Below are 18,880 nucleotides of genomic sequence, written 5' to 3'. Positions count from 1 at the left end.
GGCCGCAGCCGCCGTCAGGTCGTTTTCCGAATGTCGCTTCTCACTCCCGCTGAAGGGGAGACCGGATCGAGGCACGCATGTCGCGGCCCCGGCCCGGGAATCCCTCCCGCGTGCGGGAGGGATGGAATGGGATTACTCGGCGGCCTCGGCGGTCGGGGCCGTCGGGCCGAGCTTGGAGTTGTGCAGATCGACGTTGAGGCCGAGCGAGCGCATTTCCTTGACGAGCACGTTGAACGATTCCGGAATGCCGGCCTCGAACGTGTCGTCGCCGCGCACGATCGCCTCGTACACCTTGGTGCGGCCCGCGACGTCGTCCGACTTCACGGTCAGCATTTCCTGCAGCGTGTAGGCGGCGCCGTACGCTTCCAGCGCCCAGACCTCCATTTCGCCGAAGCGCTGGCCGCCGAACTGCGCCTTGCCGCCCAGCGGCTGCTGGGTAACGAGCGAGTACGGGCCGATCGAACGCGCGTGGATCTTGTCGTCGACGAGGTGGTGCAGCTTGAGCATGTAGATGTAGCCCACCGTCACCTTGCGATCGAACGCATCGCCGGTACGGCCGTCATACACCGTCGACTGACCCGAGCCGTCGACGCCCGCGAGCGTCAGCATCTCCTCGATGTCTGCCTCCTTGGCGCCGTCGAACACCGGGGTGGCGATCGGCACGCCGCGGCTGAGGTTGTGGCCGAGCTCGACCAGTTCCCCCTCACCGAGCGACTTGATGGTCTCGTCCTCGCCGTACACCTTCTTCAGCATCTCGCGCAGCGGCTTGCTATCCTGCTTGCTGTAGTAGGCGTCCACCGTCTGCGCGATGCGGCGGCCGAGGCCCGCGCAGGCCCAGCCGAGGTGGGTCTCGAGGATCTGACCGACGTTCATGCGGCTCGGCACGCCGAGCGGGTTCAGCACGATGTCGGCGTGGGTGCCGTCCTCCAGGAACGGCATGTCCTCGATCGGAACGATCTTGGACACGACACCCTTGTTGCCGTGACGGCCGGCCATCTTGTCGCCGGGCTGGATCTTGCGCTTCACCGCGACGAAGACCTTGACCATCTTCATCACGCCCGGCGGCAGCTCGTCGCCGCGCTGCAGCTTCTCGACCTTGTCGAGGAAGCGCTGTTCGAGGCCCTTCTTCGACTCGTCGTACTGCTTCCGCATGGCCTCGATCTCGGCCATCAGCTTGTCGTTCGGCGAGGCGAACAGCCACCACTGCGAACGCGGATACTCGTCGAGCACCGCCTTGGTGATGCGGGTATCCTTCTTGAAGCCCTTCGGACCCGCGATGCCCTCACGGTTGTTGAGGAGATCGGCGAGGCGGCCATAGACGTTGCGGTCGAGGATCGCCTGCTCGTCGTCGCGGTCCTTGGCGAGACGCTCGATTTCCTCGCGCTCGATCGCCAGCGCACGCTCGTCCTTGTCGACGCCGTGGCGATTGAACACGCGAACCTCGACGATGGTGCCCTGCACGCCCGGCGGCACCCGCAGCGAGGTGTCGCGAACGTCGGAAGCCTTTTCGCCGAAGATGGCGCGCAGCAGCTTCTCTTCCGGCGTCATCGGGCTCTCGCCCTTCGGCGTGATCTTGCCGACGAGGATGTCGCCGGCACGCACTTCCGCGCCGATGTAGACGATGCCGGCTTCGTCGAGGTTCTTCAGCGCTTCTTCCGAGACGTTCGGAATGTCGCGGGTGATTTCCTCGGGGCCGAGCTTGGTGTCACGGGCCATCACCTCGAATTCCTCGATGTGGATGGACGTGAACACGTCTTCCTTGACGATCCGCTCGGACAGCAGGATCGAGTCCTCGAAGTTGTAGCCGTTCCACGGCATGAACGCGACCAGCACGTTGCGGCCGAGCGCGAGCTCGCCGAGGTCGGTCGACGGACCGTCGGCGATGATGTCGCCCTTCTTGACGACGTCACCGACCTTCACCAGCGGGCGCTGGTTGATGCAGGTCGACTGGTTGGAACGCTGGTACTTCATCAGGCGGTAGATATCGACGCCCGACTTGGTCGGATCGAGATCTTCCGTGGCGCGGATGACGACGCGGGTGGCGTCGATCTGGTCGATCACGCCCGAGCGGCGCGCCGCGATCGCGGCGCCCGAGTCACGGGCGACGACGCCTTCCATGCCGGTACCGACGAACGGCGCCTCGGCGCGAACCAGCGGCACCGCCTGGCGCTGCATGTTCGAGCCCATCAGCGCGCGGTTGGCGTCGTCGTTCTCGAGGAACGGGATCAGCGCCGCGGCCACGGACACCGTCTGCTTCGGCGACACGTCCATGTAGTCGACCTTGTCCGGGGTCACCTGCAGCACGTCGCCGGCGTGGCGGGCGACGACGAGGTCCTCGGTGAAGCGGCCCTTGGCGTCGAGCGGCACGTTGGCCTGCGCGACGTAGTGACGGCCCTCTTCCATCGCCGACAGGTAGACCACCTCGTCGTTGACGCGGCCGTCCTTGACCTTGCGGTACGGCGTCTCGACGAAGCCGTACTTGTTGACGCGCGCGAACGTCGCCAGCGAGTTGATCAGACCGATGTTCGGACCTTCCGGCGTTTCGATCGGGCAGATGCGGCCGTAGTGCGTCGGATGCACGTCGCGCACTTCGAATCCGGCGCGCTCGCGGGTCAGACCGCCCGGTCCGAGCGCCGACAGGCGGCGCTTGTGGGTGATCTCCGACAGCGGGTTGGTCTGGTCCATGAACTGCGACAGCTGCGACGAGCCGAAGAACTCGCGCACCGCGGCCGCCGCCGGCTTGGCGTTGATCAGGTCCTGCGGCATCACGGTGTCGATGTCGACGGACGACATGCGCTCCTTGATGGCGCGCTCCATGCGCAGCAGGCCGATGCGGTACTGGTTCTCCATGAGCTCGCCGACCGAGCGCACACGGCGGTTGCCGAGGTGGTCGATGTCGTCGATCTCGCCCTTGCCGTCACGCAGGTCGACCAGGGTCTTGATGACAGCGAGGATGTCTTCCTTGCGCAGCGTACGGTGGGTATCCGGCGCATCGAGCTCGAGACGCATGTTCATCTTGACGCGGCCGACCGCAGAGAGGTCGTAGCGCTCGCTGTCGAAGAACAGCGACTGGAACATGTTCTGGGCGGAATCGATGGTCGGCGGCTCGCCCGGACGCATCACGCGGTAGATGTCGAACAGCGCGTCTTCACGCGTCATGTTCTTGTCTGCCGAGAGCGTGTTGCGGATGTAGGGGCCGACATTGACATGGTCGATGTCGAGGATCGGCAGTTCCTTGTAGCCGATCTCGTTCAGCACCTTCAGCGACTTCTCGGTGATCTCGTCGCCGGCCTCGGCGTGGATCTCGCCGGTCTTCGGGTTGACGAGGTCCTCGGCGAGGAAGTTGCCGACCAGCTCCTCGTCCGACATGCGCAGCGCCTTCAGCCCCTTCTCCTGGAGCTGGCGGGCGGCGCGGACGGTGAGCTTCTTGCCGGCATCGAGCACGACCTTGCCGGTGTCGGCGTCGATCAGGTCGTTGATCGTGGTGTAGCCGCGGAAGCGCGCGGCGTCGAACGGCACGCGCCAGCCTTCCTTGGTGCGCTTGTAGAGGATCTTCTTGTAGAAGGTCGACAGGATCTCTTCGCCGTCGAGACCCAGCGCATACATCAGCGACGTCACCGGAATCTTGCGGCGACGGTCGATGCGCGCGAACACGATGTCCTTGGCGTCGAACTCGATGTCGAGCCAGGAGCCGCGGTACGGGATGACACGGGCGGCGAACAGCAGCTTGCCCGACGAATGGGTCTTGCCCTTGTCGTGGTCGAAGAATACGCCCGGCGAACGGTGCATCTGCGAGACGATGACGCGCTCGGTGCCGTTGACGATGAAGGTGCCGTTCATGGTCATGAGCGGAATATCGCCCATGTAGACATCCTGCTCCTTGATGTCCTTGACCGAACGCGCGCCGGTTTCCTCGTCGATATCAAACACGATCAGGCGCAGCGTCACCTTGAGCGGCGCAGCGAAGGTCATGCCGCGCTGGCGGCACTCATCGACGTCGTACTTCGGCGCCTCAAACTCGTAGCGCACGAATTCGAGCATCGAGGTGTTGGAGAAGTCGGAGATCGGGAACACCGACTTGAAGACCGCCTGCAGGCCTTCATCCGGCCGGCCACCCGCGGGCTCCTCGACCATCAGGAACTGGTCGTAGGACGCCTTCTGAACCTCGATGAGGTTCGGCATCTCCGCGACTTCCTTGATCTGACCGAAAAACTTGCGAACGCGTTTGCGACCGGTGAACGTTTGCTGCGCCATCGTGGCCTCTCATTTCGCCGCCTGCCGGGTGGCGGCCCTTCCAACGCGCGACTGGCATCGCGCGCCGGGTTGAAAATCCAGTTGCGTACCGGAACATGGACACCCCGGGATCCGCCCCCGGGAGCTCACACTCCCCGCATTCCGACGCCCGATCCCAGAAACCGGACCCCTGAACGCAAAACGACGTGCCGAGCGCTGCCACGCTCAGCCCGTCCAAATCGTGCCGTTACGGACTACAAAAGCCCGAAATCGCTCGTCTCCCGCCGTCCAACGCCGAAATCTAACCGATTCCCTGGGCGGACTGCATTTTCGTGCCTCCGCCCCTATATGGGCGGCCTTTGCGCCAGTTCCAGACCCCGCCCGAAACCGCCGCGATCGCCTTCAGATACGTAAGATACGCAGGCCGGTTCCAGATGGAACCGGCCCACGCAGCCCAATTACTTGAGCTCGACCTTGGCGCCAGCCTTCTCGAGCTGGGCCTTGACCTTCTCGGCCTCGTCCTTCGACACGCCTTCCTTGAGGGGCTTCGGCGCGCCTTCGACGAGATCCTTGGCTTCCTTGAGGCCCAGGCCGGTGATGGCGCGGACTTCCTTGATGACCTCGATCTTCTTGTCGCCAGCCGAAGCGAGAACGACCGTGAACTCGGTCTTCTCTTCCGCGGCAGCGGCAGCACCGCCGCCAGCGCCCGGAGCAGCAGCCACCGCCACGGCGGCAGCAGCCGAAACGCCCCACTTCTCTTCGAGAAGCTTCGCGAGCTCGGCAGCCTCGAGCACGGTCAGGCTCGACAGGTCGTCAACAATCTTCTGCAGATCAGCCATTGTGTAGTTCCTTCAGCGTATTAGTTCGAACCAGGTTGAATTTGCGAAGGGCGTCAAGCCGCTTCGCTCTTTGAGGCGTAAGCCTGAACCACGCGCGCGACCTTGGCCGCGGGAGCGGTGGTGAGCTGAGCGATCTTGGTCGCCGGCGCCACGAGGAGGCCGACAAGCTTGCCGCGCAGTTCATCCAGCGACGGCAGCGAGGCAAGCGCCTTCACACCGTCAGGGTTCAGGACAGTGGCCCCCATCGCACCGCCGAGAATGACGAACTTTTCGTTCGCCTTGGCGAATTCGATGGCGACCTTCGGCGCCGCGACCGGATCGCTGGAAGTAGCGATCACGGTCGGCCCCTTGAGCAGGGAGCCGATGGACACGACGTCAGTGCCTTCAAGAGCAATTTTGGCGAGACGGTTCTTCGAGACCTTCACCGACGCGCCCGCCTGCTTCATCTGCGTACGCAGCTTCTGCATCTGGGCGACGGTCAGGCCGGAATAGTGAGCGACGACCGCAACGCCCGTGGCCTTGAAGACCTCGTTCAGCGCTTCGACCGCCTCTTTTTTTGCCGCTCGTTCCACAGCAAGCTCTCTCCGGTTGGCGGTCTTCGCACGAGGCTGGACCGCCGGGTTGCACCCGCCGTCCCGCCGTCGATCCCATCTCGAGCCACCCGATCGCTCGGGCCACCTCGTCTCCTGGACACGTCCGGCAGGACGACATTCTAGAAGCCTGCCCTCCCGCCCCGCGCGCCGGCAAAGCCAGCTCCCGGACCAGGGTGTCGAGGTTCGAACCGATACGCTGCGCACCGCTCAATCGCGGCCACACGCGAAATTTCGGTCTTCACCCGTCTATGCAGGAGATTAAGTCGGCCATTGACCGATACGGTCGGCAGCCGGCACCTGCAGTCTTGGACAGGAATTCGATCGCCCCTCACGGGACAACCTACGCGAAATCCTTGAACTTCAAGCAGTTGTTGGCTTACCATCCATCTTTGAGCGATCCATGCGGACGTCCAGAGAGGAATGGTCTCCTAACAGCTCGGGTTTTTGGAAAGCGCGCACGGACGCGCCAGCTGAGGCCAGCACGCCCGGAACGCGCTCTTTAACGAGTCTTTTCCGATTTGCCAAGGCCCATCCAGGCCATCTTGCCCAGAATTTGCATAGTGACGCCTCCGAGCGGCGTCACATCATGGGCGCCCCACCAGGTTCCTGGCAGGGGGAAGCCGTTGCCCGGCCGCGACCCTCCATCAGCCGGCCCGGCCTGGCAGCCTCCCTTCTCCCCAAAAAATCCCCGCACCTTCGTCACACCCGGATGGCCTCCCTCGTCTTCGACGCAGGAGGCAGCCATGAGACGATTGATTCTGGGCCTGGTCGGCGGATCGAACGCGCTGAACGGCCTGACCATGCTGACGGCGGGACAGCGCTGGTATGCGCTGGTTCCCGGCGTCACCGAGACCGGCCCCTATAACGGCCACTTCATCCAGGACATCGGGATAGCATTCCTGATCGCCGGCCTGGCGCTCGCCGCGACCACCTGGCGGCCGGCCCTGTGGCCGGCGGGCGTCGCCGGCGCCGGATTCCTGGCCGGGCACGCGCTGCTGCATCTCGCCGGCCTGGCGGCGGGCCATGCCCATCATGCCGCCTTCGATCTCGCTGCGATCGTCGTCCCGGCCGCCCTCGCCGTCATCGCCGCCATCCCCGCCAAGGAGATCCACCATGTTTAAAGCGCTCGCCCGCCGGATGCTGCGCGCCTACCGCACCCGCTACGGCTACGACACCTCCTACCTCGACCTGATGCTGCAGGAGACGCCGTCCGCCTTCTTCAAGTTCGCCCTGATCATGGGCGTCGCCCAGCACCGCAAGGTGGTCCCGCTCGATGCCTATTTCGCCGCCAAGCTGGTCGGCGCCATGGCCGAGGATTGCGGCCCCTGCACCCAGCTCGTGGTGGACATGGCGCGCGAGGCCAAGGTCCCCGACGCCCAGATCGAGGCCGTGCTCGCTGGCAACTGCGTCGCCATGACGGCGGAGGCCGCGCTGGGTTATCGTTTCGCCCACGCGATCGTCGCGCGTAACCTCGACGAGGACGAAATCCGCAACGCCGTGCGCGCGCACTGGGGAGAGGCCGGGGTGATCGAACTGACGCTGGCCCTGCAGATCGGGCGGATTTTTCCGATGGTGAAGACCGGGCTCGGCCATACCGTCGCCTGCCGGCGCATCAACATTGCCGGCCGCCCGGTCGACGTCGCACGAACCGCCGTGCCGCATGCGGCCTGAGACCGACCCGCTCGCGCCCCATCGCGGCCGGCTGCTCGGCCTTGCCTATCGCATGCTGGGCAGCCGCAGCGACGCCGAGGACGTGGTGCAGGACACCTATCTGCGCTTCGCCGGCGCGCGCGGCGTCGGCAATGCCGAGGCCTATCTCGTCACCATCGTCACGCGGCTGTGCCTCGACCGCCTGAAGAGCGCGCAGGCGCGGCGGGAGATCTATGTCGGGCCATGGCTGCCCGAACCGGTGTTCGATGCCGAGGCGCTGTCGCCGGACAGCACCAGCGAGCTCGCCGACAACCTGTCGTTCGCACTGCTGCTGGCGCTCGACCGCCTGTCGCCGCAGGAGCGCGCGGCCTTCCTGCTGCACGACATCTTCGAGACGCCGTTTCCCGAGATCGCCCGCATCCTCGACCGCAGCGAGGCGAGCTGCCGGCAGCTTGCAAGCCGCGCCCGCCGCGCCGTCCGCCACGATGCGCCGCCGCCGGAGGCCGCACCAGAGGATCATGCCCGGCTGCTGACCGCATTCCTGACGGCCACGGCGACGGGCGACCTGACCGCGCTCACTGCGCTGCTGCGTGCCGACGCTATCGCCCTGACCGATGGCGGCGGCAGCAAGCGCGCCGCGCTGCGGCCGATCCACGGCGCCGACCACGTCGCCCGCTTCTTCGTCGGCCTTGCCGTCAGGCTCGCCGCGAGCGGCGACGATGTGCGGTTCGCACCGGCGAGCGTCAATGGCAAGACCGGCGTGCTCGTGTATCTCAACGGCGCGCTCGATCTCGTCATCAGTTGCGCCATCGACGGCGAGCGCATCGCCGCGCTCTATGCGGTGCGCAACCCGGACAAGCTGCGCAACGCCCCGCAGGCCATTCGCGACATCCAGCCCGCGGCGCGCCGCAACGGAACGAGCGCCTAGTCGCGGAACATCGGCGCGCCCATGCGGGCGCCGATGGTGCCGCCGTCGACGAAGATCTCGGTGGCGTTGACATTGGAGGCGTCATCGGAGGCCAGGAACAGCACGGTTTTCGCCACCTCCTCCGCCTCGCCGATGCGGCCGAGCGGATTGGTGCGCGCAATGCGGTCCTCGAACACCTTGAACGCTTCCGCCGTCGGCGCCACGCCGTTCCAGATCGGCGTCCGCGTCGCGCCGGGCGCCACGACATTGACGCGGATGCCGCGTGGCGCGAGCTCGGATGCCAGCACCCGCGACATTCCGGTGACTCCGGCCTTGGTCGCGGCATAAGCGGCATAGCCGGGCATGCCGAGCGCGGTGTGCACCGAACCGTTGAGAATGACCGACGCCTTGTCCTTAAGATGCGGCGCCGCCGCCTGCACCGTGAAGAACACGGCCGTCAGGTTGGTGCGGATCACCGTCTCGAATGCCTCGAGCGTCGTACCTCCGAGCGGAGTGGCGCCACCAATACCGGCGTTGGCGAACAGCGCATCGATCGGACCGAACGTCTTCACCGTGGCATCCACGGCGTGCGCCAGGGCGCTGATGTCGGTGGTGTCCGCCTTACCGCGAGCAGCCGCTCGCCGAGCTCCGCACGCGCCGCATCGAGTGTCTCCCGATTGCGGCCGGTGATCGCGACCCGCGCGCCCTCCGCCACGAACAGGCGAGCCGTCGCCAGACCGATGCCGCTGTTGCCGCCCGTGATCAACGCCGTCTTGTTCGCCAGTCTACCGGCCATGGCCCGCTCCTCATAATTGGTTTCATCATGAAACCTAAGACTTGTCATATAACGCTGCAGGTTTTATGATGCAACCATGAAAAACGAGCCGCGCCCCGGCGCCCGGCGGACCCGACTGCGATGGTGAAACGGACCAGTTTCGAAAAGGCGGAATGCCCGATCGCCCGCTCGCTGGACGTGATCGGCGACGGCTGGTCGCTGCTGATCATCCGTGACGCCCTGGCCGGCAAACGGCGTTTCAGCGAATTCCAGAAGAGCCTGGGCACCGCCAAGAACATCCTGGCGGCGCGGCTGCGCATGCTGGTGGCACAGGGCATTTTCGAGCTGAAGGCGGCCGCCGACGGCAGCGCTCATCAGGAATATGTGCTGACCGACAAGGGCAAGGACCTGTTTCCGGTGATGGTGGCGCTGCGGCAGTGGGCCGATGTCCACCTGTTCACGCCGGACGAGATCTGCACCCATCTCGTCGACCGCAGGAACGGCCAGCCGCTGCGCCGCCTCGAGCTGCGCGCGGACGACGGCCGCCTGCTGCAGCGTCAGGACATCGCGATAGTGCGCAGCGACTAATCAGCCACGTACGGGATAAGGCAGCGGCTCGCCGGCAAAGAACGCGCCGAGGTTGGCGATGACGCAGTCCTGCATGCGCAGATGCGACTGCGCGGTGTGGCCACCGATGTGCGGCGTCAGCACCACATTGGGCAGCTCGGTGAGTGCGTCGGGCGCATGCGGCTCGGCCTCGTAGACGTCGAGGCCCGCTGCACCGATGGCGCCGTCCCTGAGCGCTGCGACCAGCGCCTGCTGGTCCACCACCGAACCGCGCGCGATGTTGACCAGCGTGCCCTCGGGGCCGAGCTTCTTCAGCATGTCGGCATCGATGATGTGCTGGGTGTCGGCGCCGGCCCGCACCGCAACGATCAGGATGTCGCACCACGCCACGAGGTCCGCGAGGCAGTCAAAATAAGGATATGGCACGTCGTGCCGGCTGCGGCTGTGATAGGCCACCTCGGTCTCGAACGCCGCGGCGCGCGCCGCCACCCGCCGCCCGATCTCGCCCATGCCGTAGACACCGACCCTGGCGCCGGCCAGCTCGCGCGGCGCGCTCAGCATCGGTGACGGCTTCGAGGTCACCCAGCCGCCGCTGCGAACATACTGGTCGGCGGCGACGACACGGCGGGTCGCCGCCAGCATCAGCGTCAGCGCGAGATCAGCGACCGCCCCGGCATTCGCCGCCGGGCTGTTGCCGACCACGATGCCGCGTGCCGCGGCCGCGGCGAGATCGATGCCGTCATACCCCGTGCCGTAGCAGACGATCGCGCCGAGCCGCGGCAGGCTCGCCATCACCTCAGCGCCGAGCGGCTGCCCACCGGCGGTGATCAGCGCGCGCACGCCGGCGAGCTGATCGGCGCCGAGCACCTCATGCGGCGGCTTGCCGGCCGCATCGAGCAGATCGAACCGCTCGCCGATGCGCAGCATCTGCTTCTTGGGAAATCGCGAATAGATCAGGACCTGACTGGCCATGGCGCACCATGCAACGAAAAGGAGCCTCAAAACGAAAAAGGGCGGAACAGGTCTGCCCTGTCCCGCCCTCGATCAACAATCGTCAGCCGCAGCTCAGAACAAGCTGCCCGGCTCGACCTTCACGCCAGGGCCCATGGTCGAGGACACCGCGACGCGCTGGATGTAGGTGCCCTTGGCACCCGCCGGCTTCGCCTTGGCAACCGCATCCGCGAGCGCCTTGACGTTCTCGACCAGCTTGTCGGCAGTGAACGAGGCCTTGCCGATGCCGGCCTGCACGATGCCGGCCTTCTCGACGCGGAACTCGACCGAACCGCCCTTCGCACCCTTGACGGCGCCGGTGACGTCCATGGTCACGGTGCCGATCTTCGGGTTCGGCATCATGCCGCGCGGGCCCAGCACCTTACCGAGACGACCGACCAGCGGCATCATGTCCGGAGTGGCGATGCAGCGATCGAAGTCGATGTTGCCGGCCTGGACCTTCTCGACGAGGTCCTCAGCACCGACGACGTCGGCGCCGGCCGCCTTGGCTTCCTCGGCCTTCGCACCACGGGCGAACACGCCGACGCGCAGGGTGCGGCCGGTGCCGTTCGGCAGGGTGACGACGCCGCGGACCATCTGGTCGGCGTGGCGCGGATCGACGCCGAGGTTCAGAGCGACCTCGATGGTCTCGTCGAACTTGGAGGTGGCGCGATCCTTCACCATCTTGATCGCGTCAGCGATCGTGTAGAGCTTGGTGCGGTCGATGCCTTCGCGGGACTTCGTCAAACGCTTTCCAATGGCCATGACTGATTACCCCGCCACTTCCAGACCCATCGAACGGGCAGAGCCCTCGACCATCTTCATGGCCGATTCGATGGTGTCGCAATTGAGATCCTTCATCTTCTTCTCGGCGATCTCGCGCACCTGCGCCTTGGTCACCGAACCGGCCTTGTCACGGCCCGGCGCCTTCGAGCCGGACTGGATCTTGGCCGCCTGCTTGAGGAAGTGGGACATCGGCGGCGTGCGCATCTCGAAGGTGAAAGAACGATCCGCGTAAATGGTGATGATCACCGGGATCGGGGTGTTCTTTTCTTCCTTCTGCGTCTGCGCGTTGAACGCCTTGCAGAATTCCATGATGTTGAGACCGCGCTGACCAAGCGCGGGGCCGATCGGAGGCGACGGGTTCGCCGCACCGGCCGGCACCTGAAGCTTCAGGTATCCGGTCACTTTCTTTGCCATGGCTCACTCCTAAAAGGATCCGGACCATCCGGATCTTCTTCGGACCGTGGTTCGGTCATGCACGCCGACTGGCAATCGGCGGCCGCCTCCCACGGCATTCACGGACAGCGGCGAACCGCCGCTTCCGCCGCCCGCCGTCCGAAGACGGCGGACCTCACGGTCAGACCTTCTCGACCTGACCGAATTCCAGCTCGACCGGGGTCGCGCGGCCGAAGATCGACACCGCGACCTTGACGCGCGAACGCGCCTCGTCGATTTCTTCCACCACACCGGAGAACGAGGCGAACGGGCCGTCGGCCACGCGCACGTTCTCGCCGATTTCGAACGACACCGAAGACTTCGGCCGCTCCACGCCTTCCTGCACCTGGTGCATGATGCGCATCGCCTCGGATTCCGAGATCGGCATCGGCTTGTTCTCGGCGCCGAGGAAGCCCGTCACCTTCGGGGTGTTCTTGATGAGATGGAACGCCTCGTCGGTGAGGTTCATCTTCACCAGCACGTAGCCCGGGAAGAACTTGCGCTCGGTGTCGATCTTGCGGCCGCGGCGCACCTCGGTGACCTTCTCGGTCGGCACCAGGATCTGGTCGAACAGTTCTTCCAGATTCCGCTGCTTGGCCTGCTCGCGAATCGACTCGGCGACCTTCTTTTCGAAGTTCGAATAGGCGTGAACGATGTACCAGCGCATGCTCATGAGAAAATGGTCCGCTTGCGTCAGGCCTGAATGCCGAGAATGAACGTGATGAGGATGCGGATCAGCTGATCCGCGGTGAAAAAGAACACCGAGGACACGGCGACCATCACGAACACCATGATGGTGGTGATCACCGTCTCACGGCGGGTCGGCCACGTGACCTTGGCGGTCTCGCTCCGCACTTCCTGGAGAAACTTGCCGGGGTTGAACGCCATCTGTCTCGGTCCGTATCCATCCTCGGGTCCGTCCTCCCGCGGCGCGGAAGATCCGGACAAGCCCCATCGCGCGCCCAACCTCTTTCAAGGATGGGGCCGCGGCAGACAGGCCCTATTTGGGAAAATCAAAGCCGCCTCGGAAGTCCGTCGATCGGGCCGATGGCAGGTAGCGCTTCCTACTTCGGACCGCGCAAGGCGTCAAGGTGGCAACCGTGCCGCGGCGCACCGCGCAAGGGCCGAAGCCAGCGCGATCCGGGGATATCTTACCCAGCGATTTCAGCGGCTTGGAAGATTTTGATCATCTGAGAGGAGAAGCGGAGCCGCGCGGCAACTCTGGCAGGAGTGGTAGGGCTCGAACCTACGACCCCCGGTTTTGGAGACCGGTGCTCTACCAATTGAGCTACACTCCTACTGGGCGCCTCTATAGCGAAGCCTTTGCCGCTCGTCACGCCCCCCGGCCAGGTTTTGAGCGCAAATTTCACAGGCCCGTCATCCGGCGGTGCGGAACGGGAGGCCAGACCGAGCCGACCACAGCCTCCATGCCCCGATCTGACCCGATTTGACGTCCAGGATCGCGGCATCGAGAATCATGAAGGCCTCATTCGGGAACCCGCCGGCCCTCGCCGCGTCACGCTGCGACGACGAAACGCGCCCGCGCCGGCCGACACGCGCAAGGACCGGCGCTGGGCACGGATGGGGTTGGGGGGACATAAGGCTTGCGTTCATTCGAATTCATCCGTCGCCTGTCGCTGACCCATCGGCTGTTGGCGCTGACACTGGTCGCCTCCGTTCCTGGTCTTCTCGCCCTCGCCTACAACGCGTTCGACCTGCGCAAGACCCGCTACGCCGAGGTCCATGCCGAGGCGTTGCGCAACACCCAACTCGCCGTTGCCGAGCTCGACCAGATCTTCGCCGGCATCAAGGGTGTGCTGCATGCGGTGGCACAGGCGGCCGAGGTGCGACAAGCCGACGCAGCGGCCTGCTCACGCTACGTGATGCGGGTCCGCGACGGCCTCCAAGCGCTCACCTCGATCCTCATCATGAACCCGGACGGCTCGGTGCGCTGCTTCAGCGAAGCGCCCTCCTCGAGCGCCAATCTGGCTGACCGCCCCTATTTCCAGGACGTGCTGAAGAACCGCACCTTCGCGGTCGGCACCTACACCGCGAGCCGCGTCAGCAATCGCAACCTGGTGCCGGTGGCACTGCCGCTGGTCGAGAACGGCACCGTGACCGGCGTGGTGATGGCCGGCCTCAACCTGCAATGGCTCGGCCGCCAGCTCAGCGAGCGCGGCATCGCGCGCGGTGGCGCCATCACCGTCGCCGACCGTGACGGCATCATCGTCGCCCGCGAGCCTGCACCGGAGACCTACATCGGCACGCGCATCGCTCCGTCCGGCATCGGCTTCGTCGCCGCCCCCGCGGCCGGCTCCGCCGAGATCGAGAGCCCCGACGGCACCACGCGGATCGCCGGCTATGTCCCGGCGGCACTGACGCCGTTCGGGTTCTATGTTTCGACCGGCATCTCGCGCGACGAGGTGCTGCGCCCGATCGACGAGGCGACGCGGCGCAGCCTCCTGGTGTTCTCGCTGGGCAGCCTGGTGGCGCTGGTGCTGGCGTGGCTGGTCGGCGAAGGCATCATCCGCCAGCCGCTGATGAAGGTGGTGGCGACCGCCGAAGCCTGGCGGCGCGGCCACGACATGGCACGAACCGGCATCATCGACCGCGGCGACGAGATCGGCCTGCTCGGGCAGACCTTCGACCGCCTGATGGATGAAAGCCAGCAGCGCGCGATCGAACGCGAGACCGAGGAAGCACGTCGCGACATCCTGGTCCACGAGCTTGCCCATCGCGTGAAGAACACGCTTGCCACGGTGCAGTCGATCGCCTCGCTGAGCTTCCGCCACAGCCAGGGCCCCGACGCGCTGCGCGGCTTCCAGGACCGCCTGCAGGCGCTGGTGCGCAGCCATGACCTCCTCACCCAGCGCAACTGGGAGCATGCCGACATCACCGACATCATGAAGGTATCGCTCGCCCCGCTGCAAGGCGACAAGAGCCACCGCTTCGCCCTGTTCGGGCCCGCGGTGGACCTGCCGCCGACGAGCGCGGTGCCGGTCGCCATGATCGTGCATGAGCTGTGCACCAACGCGATGAAGTACGGCGCGCTGTCGAACGACCGCGGCACGGTGACACTGCGCTGGAGCGCAACGCCGGACGCGCGYGGCACGGCCGTCAGCATGACATGGAGCGAAGCGGGCGGCCCGCCCGTCGAACGGCCGCAGCAGGAAGGGTTCGGCAGCCGCCTGATCGCCAACCTGACGCGCCAGATGCATGGCGGCGTCGAGGTACGCTACCCGCCCTCCGGCCTCGTCTGCCACCTCAAATTCGTCGCGCCGGAAGCGGAGCCGCGCACGGCGTCCGCGACCGGCTGAGCCGGCTTCCCGGCGGCGGTATCGTTAATCAAGCGTTGACGCCCACTCCATAAAGTTACCAGGGGGAAACCATCCTCGGGGTCACGCTTGCTGGGGTCATCCATGCTGAAGTTCAAGTCTGTCGCCGCCCGCATCATGGTCGCCATTTCGCTGGTGGCCGCGGCTTGTTGTGTCGTGCTTGCCGCCTTCGGCCTGTGGCGCCAGCAGGCCACCGTCGACGTCGCGCTGGAGCGCGAATTGCGCGCCGACTACGCCAACCTGATCGCGGCGCTCGACGCCCAGACCCGCAGCGCGCTGGCCGTCAGCCACGCCTTTGCCACCATGCCGGAGCTCAAGGCGGCGGTCCGCGCAGGCAACCGGCCGGCGGCCATCGCGCTGATGACGGAGGCGCTCGCGCGGATGAAGCCGCTCGGCCTCGAACTGATCACGATCCAGATCCCGCCTGGCATCGCCTTTGCCCGCGTCCACACCCCTGAAGCGTTCGGCGACGACGTCTCCAAGCGTCGCAAGATGATCATGGAAGGGTTCGCGACGCGCCGGCCGGTGGGCGGCATCGAGTCGGGCCGCGAGGTGCTCAACGTGTTCGGCACCTCGCCGATGCTGGACGGCGATACCCTGCTCGGTGTCGTCGACATCGGCGCGCCGTTCGGCCAGACCTACGTCACCACCATGAAGGAGCGGTTCGGCGTCGAGGTGGCGATCCACCAGATCGAGGGCGACGGCAGCCGGACGCTGGCCTCCACCACCCGCTCGCCACCGCCCCCTGCCGCCACGCTGAAGCGTGCGCTGGCCGGCGAGATGGTGTTCGCAACCGGCGCGCAGGATGGCCACCCCACCGCGACCACTTTCGGCGTCCTCAAGAACTATTCCGGCGAGCCTGTCGCCGTGGTCGAGATCGTGCGCGACACCACCGCATTCGCCGATCTCGCCACCCGTTCGGAGCTGTGGATGGCCGGCGGCACCGCCGCGGCGGTGCTGGTCGCGGCCCTGATCGCGGCCTGGCTCGGGCGCGGCATGGCGCGGCCGATCCTGGCGCTGCAGTCCGCCATGGGCCGGATCACCGCAGGCGACCACGCGCTCGAGGTTCCGGGCGCGCAGCGCGGCGACGAGATCGGCGCCATGGCCAAGGCGGTCGAGGTGTTCAAGGACAGCCTGATCGAGACCAGCCGGCTGCGGCAGCAGCAGGAGCAGCAGCGCGCCAGCACCGAACAGGAACGCCGCGCGACGCTGCACGCCCTCGCCGCGAAATTCGAGAGCGGCGTCGGCGGCATCGTCAACGCGGTTGGCGCCGCAGCCGCCGGGCTGAAGACCACCGCGACCTCGATGGCCAGCACCGCGAAGGAAGCGACACGCCAGTCCAGCACCGTCGCACTCGCCTCGGGCGAGGCGACACAGAACGCGCAGGCCGTCGCCGCCGCGATCGAGGAGCTCAACGCCTCGATCAACGAGATCGCCCAGCAGGTCAATGAATCGGCCAACGTGGCGAGCGCCGCGGCCACCCAGGCCAACGAGACCAACGCCGAGGTGCGCAGCCTTGCCGACGCCGCGCAGAAGATCGGCGACGTGGTGCGGCTGATCAGCGAGATCGCCGAGCAGACCAACCTGCTCGCGCTGAACGCCACCATCGAGGCGGCGCGCGCCGGCGACGCCGGGCGCGGTTTTGCCGTGGTCGCCGCGGAGGTCAAGGCGCTGGCGAGCCAGACCGCCAAGGCCACCGACGAAATCTCCTCGCAGGTAGACTCGATCCAGACCGCCACCCGCGCCTCCGTCGGCGCGATCGAGGCGATCACCCGGACCATCGGCCGCGTCAACGAGATCGCGAGCGCCATCGCCTCGGCGGTCGAGGAACAGGGCGCGGCGACACGCGAGATCGCCCACAACGTGTCGGAAGCGGCACGCTCGACCGGCGAGGTCTCCGACAACATCATGGGGGTGGACGAGGCCGCGCGCCAAACCGGGCTTGCCGCCGGCAAGGTGGTCGAGGCCGCGTCCGAGCTGTCACAGAGCGGCGACACCCTCAAGGACGAGGTCGGCCGTTTCCTGCGCGACGTGCGCGCGGCCTGAAGCGATCACGATCGGGCGCGGACGATGGTCCGCGTTATTTCGGAAGAGAGGCGCCCTCTCCTCGCGTCCCGCGGTTGCGCGGCGCCAGCGCGCAGTCACGGTTGAGCCCGGTCCCGGGCGCATTCTCGAACGTACAGCGCGTCGGCGGATTGCCGCACACCTTGTCGAGCTCCTTGAAGCCGACGCAGTGCCTGTCGGGCGCCCGGTAGCCCGGACCGCCCTTGCAGCCACACCCGCTGCACGGCGGGCGGTCGGGACAGGCCGCGATGGCCGGCCCAGCGCCGAGCATCACCGCAAACGCCAGCATCGGCAGCAGCGCAACCTCGCCGACGCGGCGGCAGCGGAGCAGCAGCGACGACATTCAGGGCGATGACAAGGGCGGCACGCCGGCGCTCCAGTGCGGCCAGTCGGCGACAATGTGATCCACCACCCTCGACCCCGCCAGCGCGATGTTCTCGACGGTCTCGGCGAAACCGCCGGCGGTCTGGCCCGGCGCCGGGTCGAGATGCTGCAGCGTGGTCTCGTTGGGATTGCCCTGGTCGAAGTTCACCGCGCCGCGCAGCGCCATCACGCGATCGGTGCCATACTGGCGGGCGATCACCTGGGTGATCGCGGTGCCTTCCATCTCGGTGATGGTGTAGTCGTCGGCGCCGTAGAGCTTGGTCATGTACTGCGCCTGCGCCGACAGGCCGGGGCCGTGGAAGAACGTGTCGCCGGTCACATGGGTCCCGGTCGCGACCGATGGCGCCTGCCGCGCCGCGGCCTGGGGATAGCGCAGGCGGTAGGCCCTTGCCGCATCGGAATCCCTGAGTTCGACACCCGCGCTCAGCCGCACCGCCCAGTCCACCAGCGCGCGATTGAGGTGGTAGAGGCGGATCGTCTCATAGCCCTTGCGCGGCATGAACAGCGGCTCGCCCGGCTTGACCTCGTCGGCCGCCCAGCGGTGACCGAGGTCATAGTCGACGAGCCACGTCGCCCACACCACCTCGCCGATGGTGCCGCGCGACGGCGGCACGCCGGCGACACCGGAGAGAATGTAATACGCCTGCGAGAAGTCGAACTGCGGATTGAGCAGGATCGCCTGCATCGACGATGACGACGCCACCTTGCCCATGCCGAGCACGGCACCGCACACCCCGTCCTGATTGCAGTACACCGGGTTGAGCGCGCCCTTGACCGCGATGGGCGCGCTGGCGCGCCAGTAGCGCTCGTACCAATGCTGGAACTCGCCGGCCCGATCGCCGGTGTTGTTGCCGATCTCGAACATCGCGGCGACGAACACCTTGACCTTGACCGGCGGCTTCGCCGGCTCGTCGGCCATGGCTGCGGTCGCGGCCAGGGCGACAGCCGTTGCCGCGATCAGCGCGCGGAGGGGGCGGGCATAAAACGAGAGTGCGGACATGGGCGGGCCGATCGGGTTCGAATGATCGATCGCAGGCGATCGCATGGGGCTCGGCACGAAGTAGGCCCGATCGTTCGCCGGGCCGTCAAGCGGCCCGCGCCAAAAGGAAAAGGCGCAGATGCGATGTTCGCACCTGCGCCTTTGTGATGTCAGCGAAAGCGGCCTCGCCGCTCGGCGCTTACTCGATGATCGAGGCGACGACGCCCGAGCCGACGGTGCGGCCGCCTTCGCGGATCGCGAAGCGCAGCTTCTCTTCCATCGCGATCGGCACGATCAGGTGCACTTCCATCGCGATGTTGTCGCCCGGCATCACCATCTCGGTGCC

Annotated in this window: 16 protein-coding genes, 1 tRNA gene and 2 pseudogenes; 6 read left to right on the top strand and 13 right to left on the bottom strand. The window is 66.6% G+C overall.

The features are described from left to right. Positions 1-132: 132 nt before the first annotated feature. From rpoB to rplJ, 3 genes are all read right to left on the bottom strand, one after another. Positions 133-4,254 (bottom strand): DNA-directed RNA polymerase subunit beta, encoded by a 4,122-nt coding sequence (rpoB, locus tag AB4Z37_RS31950; protein WP_441520694.1) that lies wholly within the window; start codon positions 4,252-4,254, stop codon positions 133-135. Between the two features lie 437 nt (positions 4,255-4,691). Then, positions 4,692-5,072 carry a 50S ribosomal protein L7/L12 gene (rplL, locus tag AB4Z37_RS31945; protein WP_441520693.1) on the bottom strand — a complete coding sequence of 127 codons (381 nt, stop codon included), beginning with the start codon at positions 5,070-5,072 and terminating at the stop codon, positions 4,692-4,694. 53 nt (positions 5,073-5,125) lie between these two features. Further along, the gene (gene rplJ, locus AB4Z37_RS31940) at positions 5,126-5,644 is read right to left on the bottom strand and encodes a 50S ribosomal protein L10 (RefSeq protein ID WP_441520692.1); all 519 of its coding nucleotides are present in this window, start codon (positions 5,642-5,644) and stop codon (positions 5,126-5,128) included. Positions 5,645-6,408: 764 nt separating this feature from the next. Here rplJ and AB4Z37_RS31935 point away from each other — a divergent pair. From AB4Z37_RS31935 to sigJ, 3 genes are read left to right on the top strand one after another with little or no spacing between them, the layout of a single operon-like run. Further along, on the top strand, positions 6,409-6,786 hold the full coding sequence (locus AB4Z37_RS31935) for a hypothetical protein (protein ID WP_441520691.1): 378 nt from the start codon (positions 6,409-6,411) through the stop codon (positions 6,784-6,786). Continuing rightward, positions 6,779-7,336 carry a hypothetical protein gene (locus AB4Z37_RS31930; RefSeq protein ID WP_441520690.1) on the top strand — a complete coding sequence of 186 codons (558 nt, stop codon included), beginning with the start codon at positions 6,779-6,781 and terminating at the stop codon, positions 7,334-7,336. Before AB4Z37_RS31935 ends, AB4Z37_RS31930 begins: the two co-directional genes overlap by 8 nt. Beyond that, entirely contained in the window at positions 7,326-8,243 is a 918-nt protein-coding gene (gene sigJ, locus AB4Z37_RS31925; protein WP_441520689.1) for an RNA polymerase sigma factor SigJ, read from the top strand. The genes AB4Z37_RS31930 and sigJ overlap by 11 nt, the downstream gene beginning before the upstream one ends. On the opposite strand, the pseudogene AB4Z37_RS31920 reads toward sigJ, so the two are convergent. Continuing rightward, positions 8,240-9,018: pseudogene (locus AB4Z37_RS31920) on the bottom strand (SDR family NAD(P)-dependent oxidoreductase). The gene sigJ and the pseudogene AB4Z37_RS31920 overlap by 4 nt on opposite strands. A 120-nt stretch (positions 9,019-9,138) precedes the next feature. Here AB4Z37_RS31920 and AB4Z37_RS31915 point away from each other — a divergent pair. Continuing rightward, positions 9,139-9,585, top strand: a complete 447-nt coding sequence (locus tag AB4Z37_RS31915) for a winged helix-turn-helix transcriptional regulator (RefSeq protein WP_441520688.1) — start codon at positions 9,139-9,141, stop codon at positions 9,583-9,585. Here the strand turns inward: AB4Z37_RS31915 and AB4Z37_RS31910 are convergent, their stop codons facing one another. From AB4Z37_RS31910 to AB4Z37_RS31885, 6 genes are all read right to left on the bottom strand, one after another. Then, positions 9,586-10,536 carry a 2-hydroxyacid dehydrogenase gene (locus tag AB4Z37_RS31910; RefSeq protein WP_441520687.1) on the bottom strand — a complete coding sequence of 317 codons (951 nt, stop codon included), beginning with the start codon at positions 10,534-10,536 and terminating at the stop codon, positions 9,586-9,588. It abuts the gene before it with no gap. 93 nt (positions 10,537-10,629) lie between these two features. Beyond that, positions 10,630-11,319, bottom strand: a complete 690-nt coding sequence (gene rplA / locus AB4Z37_RS31905) for a 50S ribosomal protein L1 (RefSeq protein WP_211964636.1) — start codon at positions 11,317-11,319, stop codon at positions 10,630-10,632. 6 nt (positions 11,320-11,325) lie between these two features. Beyond that, positions 11,326-11,754: a 50S ribosomal protein L11 gene (rplK, locus tag AB4Z37_RS31900; RefSeq protein WP_441520686.1), complete on the bottom strand. Its 429-nt coding sequence runs from the start codon at positions 11,752-11,754 to the stop codon at positions 11,326-11,328. Between the two features lie 160 nt (positions 11,755-11,914). Continuing rightward, the gene (nusG, locus tag AB4Z37_RS31895) at positions 11,915-12,445 is read right to left on the bottom strand and encodes a transcription termination/antitermination protein NusG (protein WP_441520685.1); all 531 of its coding nucleotides are present in this window, start codon (positions 12,443-12,445) and stop codon (positions 11,915-11,917) included. 20 nt (positions 12,446-12,465) lie between these two features. After that, entirely contained in the window at positions 12,466-12,660 is a 195-nt protein-coding gene (gene secE / locus AB4Z37_RS31890) for a preprotein translocase subunit SecE (RefSeq protein ID WP_441520684.1), read from the bottom strand. A gap of 334 nt (positions 12,661-12,994) precedes the next feature. After that, positions 12,995-13,070: transfer RNA gene (locus tag AB4Z37_RS31885), tRNA-Trp, on the bottom strand. A 306-nt stretch (positions 13,071-13,376) separates the two neighbouring features. Here AB4Z37_RS31885 and AB4Z37_RS31880 point away from each other — a divergent pair. Both AB4Z37_RS31880 and AB4Z37_RS31875 read left to right on the top strand, forming a co-directional pair. Further along, complete coding sequence (locus tag AB4Z37_RS31880) at positions 13,377-15,089, top strand: sensor histidine kinase (RefSeq protein ID WP_441520683.1); 1,713 nt, start codon at positions 13,377-13,379, stop codon at positions 15,087-15,089. 102 nt (positions 15,090-15,191) lie between these two features. After that, positions 15,192-17,153: a methyl-accepting chemotaxis protein gene (locus AB4Z37_RS31875; protein WP_441520682.1), complete on the top strand. Its 1,962-nt coding sequence runs from the start codon at positions 15,192-15,194 to the stop codon at positions 17,151-17,153. Positions 17,154-17,187: 34 nt separating this feature from the next. On the opposite strand, the gene AB4Z37_RS31870 is transcribed toward AB4Z37_RS31875, so the two are convergent. The 3 genes and pseudogenes from AB4Z37_RS31870 to tuf all read right to left on the bottom strand — a co-directional run. Beyond that, positions 17,188-17,514: a hypothetical protein gene (locus AB4Z37_RS31870; protein WP_441520681.1), complete on the bottom strand. Its 327-nt coding sequence runs from the start codon at positions 17,512-17,514 to the stop codon at positions 17,188-17,190. Then, complete coding sequence (locus AB4Z37_RS31865) at positions 17,515-18,555, bottom strand: purine-nucleoside phosphorylase (RefSeq protein WP_441520680.1); 1,041 nt, start codon at positions 18,553-18,555, stop codon at positions 17,515-17,517. Between the two features lie 178 nt (positions 18,556-18,733). Further along, positions 18,734-18,880 (bottom strand): annotated as a pseudogene (tuf, locus tag AB4Z37_RS31860) (elongation factor Tu); the annotation flags it as partial.

Origin of the sequence: Bradyrhizobium sp. 2TAF24, from assembly GCF_052115025.1 — a bacterium.
Lineage (GTDB): Bacteria > Pseudomonadota > Alphaproteobacteria > Rhizobiales > Xanthobacteraceae > Bradyrhizobium_A.
This window is presented reverse-complemented; position numbering and strand designations above follow the sequence as displayed.

What these genes read in the sequence shown, in the direction of transcription:
- AB4Z37_RS31910 (WP_441520687.1), bottom strand. Translation starts at nt 10,536, where the DNA reads ATGGCCAGTCAGGTCCTGATCTATTCGCGATTTCCCAAGAAGCAGATG.
- AB4Z37_RS31875 (WP_441520682.1), top strand. Translation starts at nt 15,192, where the DNA reads ATGCTGAAGTTCAAGTCTGTCGCCGCCCGCATCATGGTCGCCATTTCG.
- rplL (WP_441520693.1), bottom strand. Translation starts at nt 5,072, where the DNA reads ATGGCTGATCTGCAGAAGATTGTTGACGACCTGTCGAGCCTGACCGTG.
- rpoB (WP_441520694.1), bottom strand. Translation starts at nt 4,254, where the DNA reads ATGGCGCAGCAAACGTTCACCGGTCGCAAACGCGTTCGCAAGTTTTTC.
- AB4Z37_RS31865 (WP_441520680.1), bottom strand. Translation starts at nt 18,555, where the DNA reads ATGTCCGCACTCTCGTTTTATGCCCGCCCCCTCCGCGCGCTGATCGCG.
- AB4Z37_RS31870 (WP_441520681.1), bottom strand. Translation starts at nt 17,514, where the DNA reads ATGTCGTCGCTGCTGCTCCGCTGCCGCCGCGTCGGCGAGGTTGCGCTG.
- rplA (WP_211964636.1), bottom strand. Translation starts at nt 11,319, where the DNA reads ATGGCCATTGGAAAGCGTTTGACGAAGTCCCGCGAAGGCATCGACCGC.
- AB4Z37_RS31915 (WP_441520688.1), top strand. Translation starts at nt 9,139, where the DNA reads ATGGTGAAACGGACCAGTTTCGAAAAGGCGGAATGCCCGATCGCCCGC.
- sigJ (WP_441520689.1), top strand. Translation starts at nt 7,326, where the DNA reads ATGCGGCCTGAGACCGACCCGCTCGCGCCCCATCGCGGCCGGCTGCTC.
- AB4Z37_RS31930 (WP_441520690.1), top strand. Translation starts at nt 6,779, where the DNA reads ATGTTTAAAGCGCTCGCCCGCCGGATGCTGCGCGCCTACCGCACCCGC.
- secE (WP_441520684.1), bottom strand. Translation starts at nt 12,660, where the DNA reads ATGGCGTTCAACCCCGGCAAGTTTCTCCAGGAAGTGCGGAGCGAGACC.
- AB4Z37_RS31935 (WP_441520691.1), top strand. Translation starts at nt 6,409, where the DNA reads ATGAGACGATTGATTCTGGGCCTGGTCGGCGGATCGAACGCGCTGAAC.
- rplK (WP_441520686.1), bottom strand. Translation starts at nt 11,754, where the DNA reads ATGGCAAAGAAAGTGACCGGATACCTGAAGCTTCAGGTGCCGGCCGGT.
- nusG (WP_441520685.1), bottom strand. Translation starts at nt 12,445, where the DNA reads ATGAGCATGCGCTGGTACATCGTTCACGCCTATTCGAACTTCGAAAAG.